The organism is Desertibacillus haloalkaliphilus (genome assembly GCF_019039105.1).
GTDB lineage: Bacteria > Bacillota > Bacilli > Bacillales > KJ1-10-99 > Desertibacillus > Desertibacillus haloalkaliphilus.
This window is the reverse complement of record NZ_JAHPIV010000315.1, coordinates 1-383: the sequence shown is the minus strand read 5'-3', so window position 1 is coordinate 383 and position 383 is coordinate 1. Positions and strand designations below refer to the sequence as shown.

Genomic DNA, 383 nt, shown 5'->3' with positions numbered 1-383 from the left:
ACGTGAGCCAGGTGGAGAGAAGAAAGAGACGATTGAAACTGGAACGAAATCAGCAGCTGCTGGTGGTTTTACTACAATTGCAGCTATGCCAAACACAAGACCAGTTCCGGATACGAAAGAACAAATGGAATGGCTGCAAGAACGAATTCAATCTACAGGGCATGTTCGTGTTTTGCCTTATGCTTCAATTACGACAAGACAATTAGGAATAGAATTAACAGATTTCGAAGCATTAAAAGAAGCTGGTGCATTTGCTTTTACTGATGACGGTGTGGGTGTCCAATCTGCAGACATGATGCTTCAAGCGATGAAAAAAGCGGCAGAAATGAATATGGCTATTGTTGCACATTGTGAAGAAAATACATTGATTCATGGTGGATGTG

1 protein-coding gene is annotated in these 383 nt (G+C 41.5%); it reads left to right on the top strand.

Annotated features, from left to right (window positions below):
• Positions 1 to 383 (top strand): amidohydrolase family protein (locus KH400_RS22110; RefSeq protein ID WP_217228308.1); only part of this gene is annotated, 383 nt, incomplete at both ends.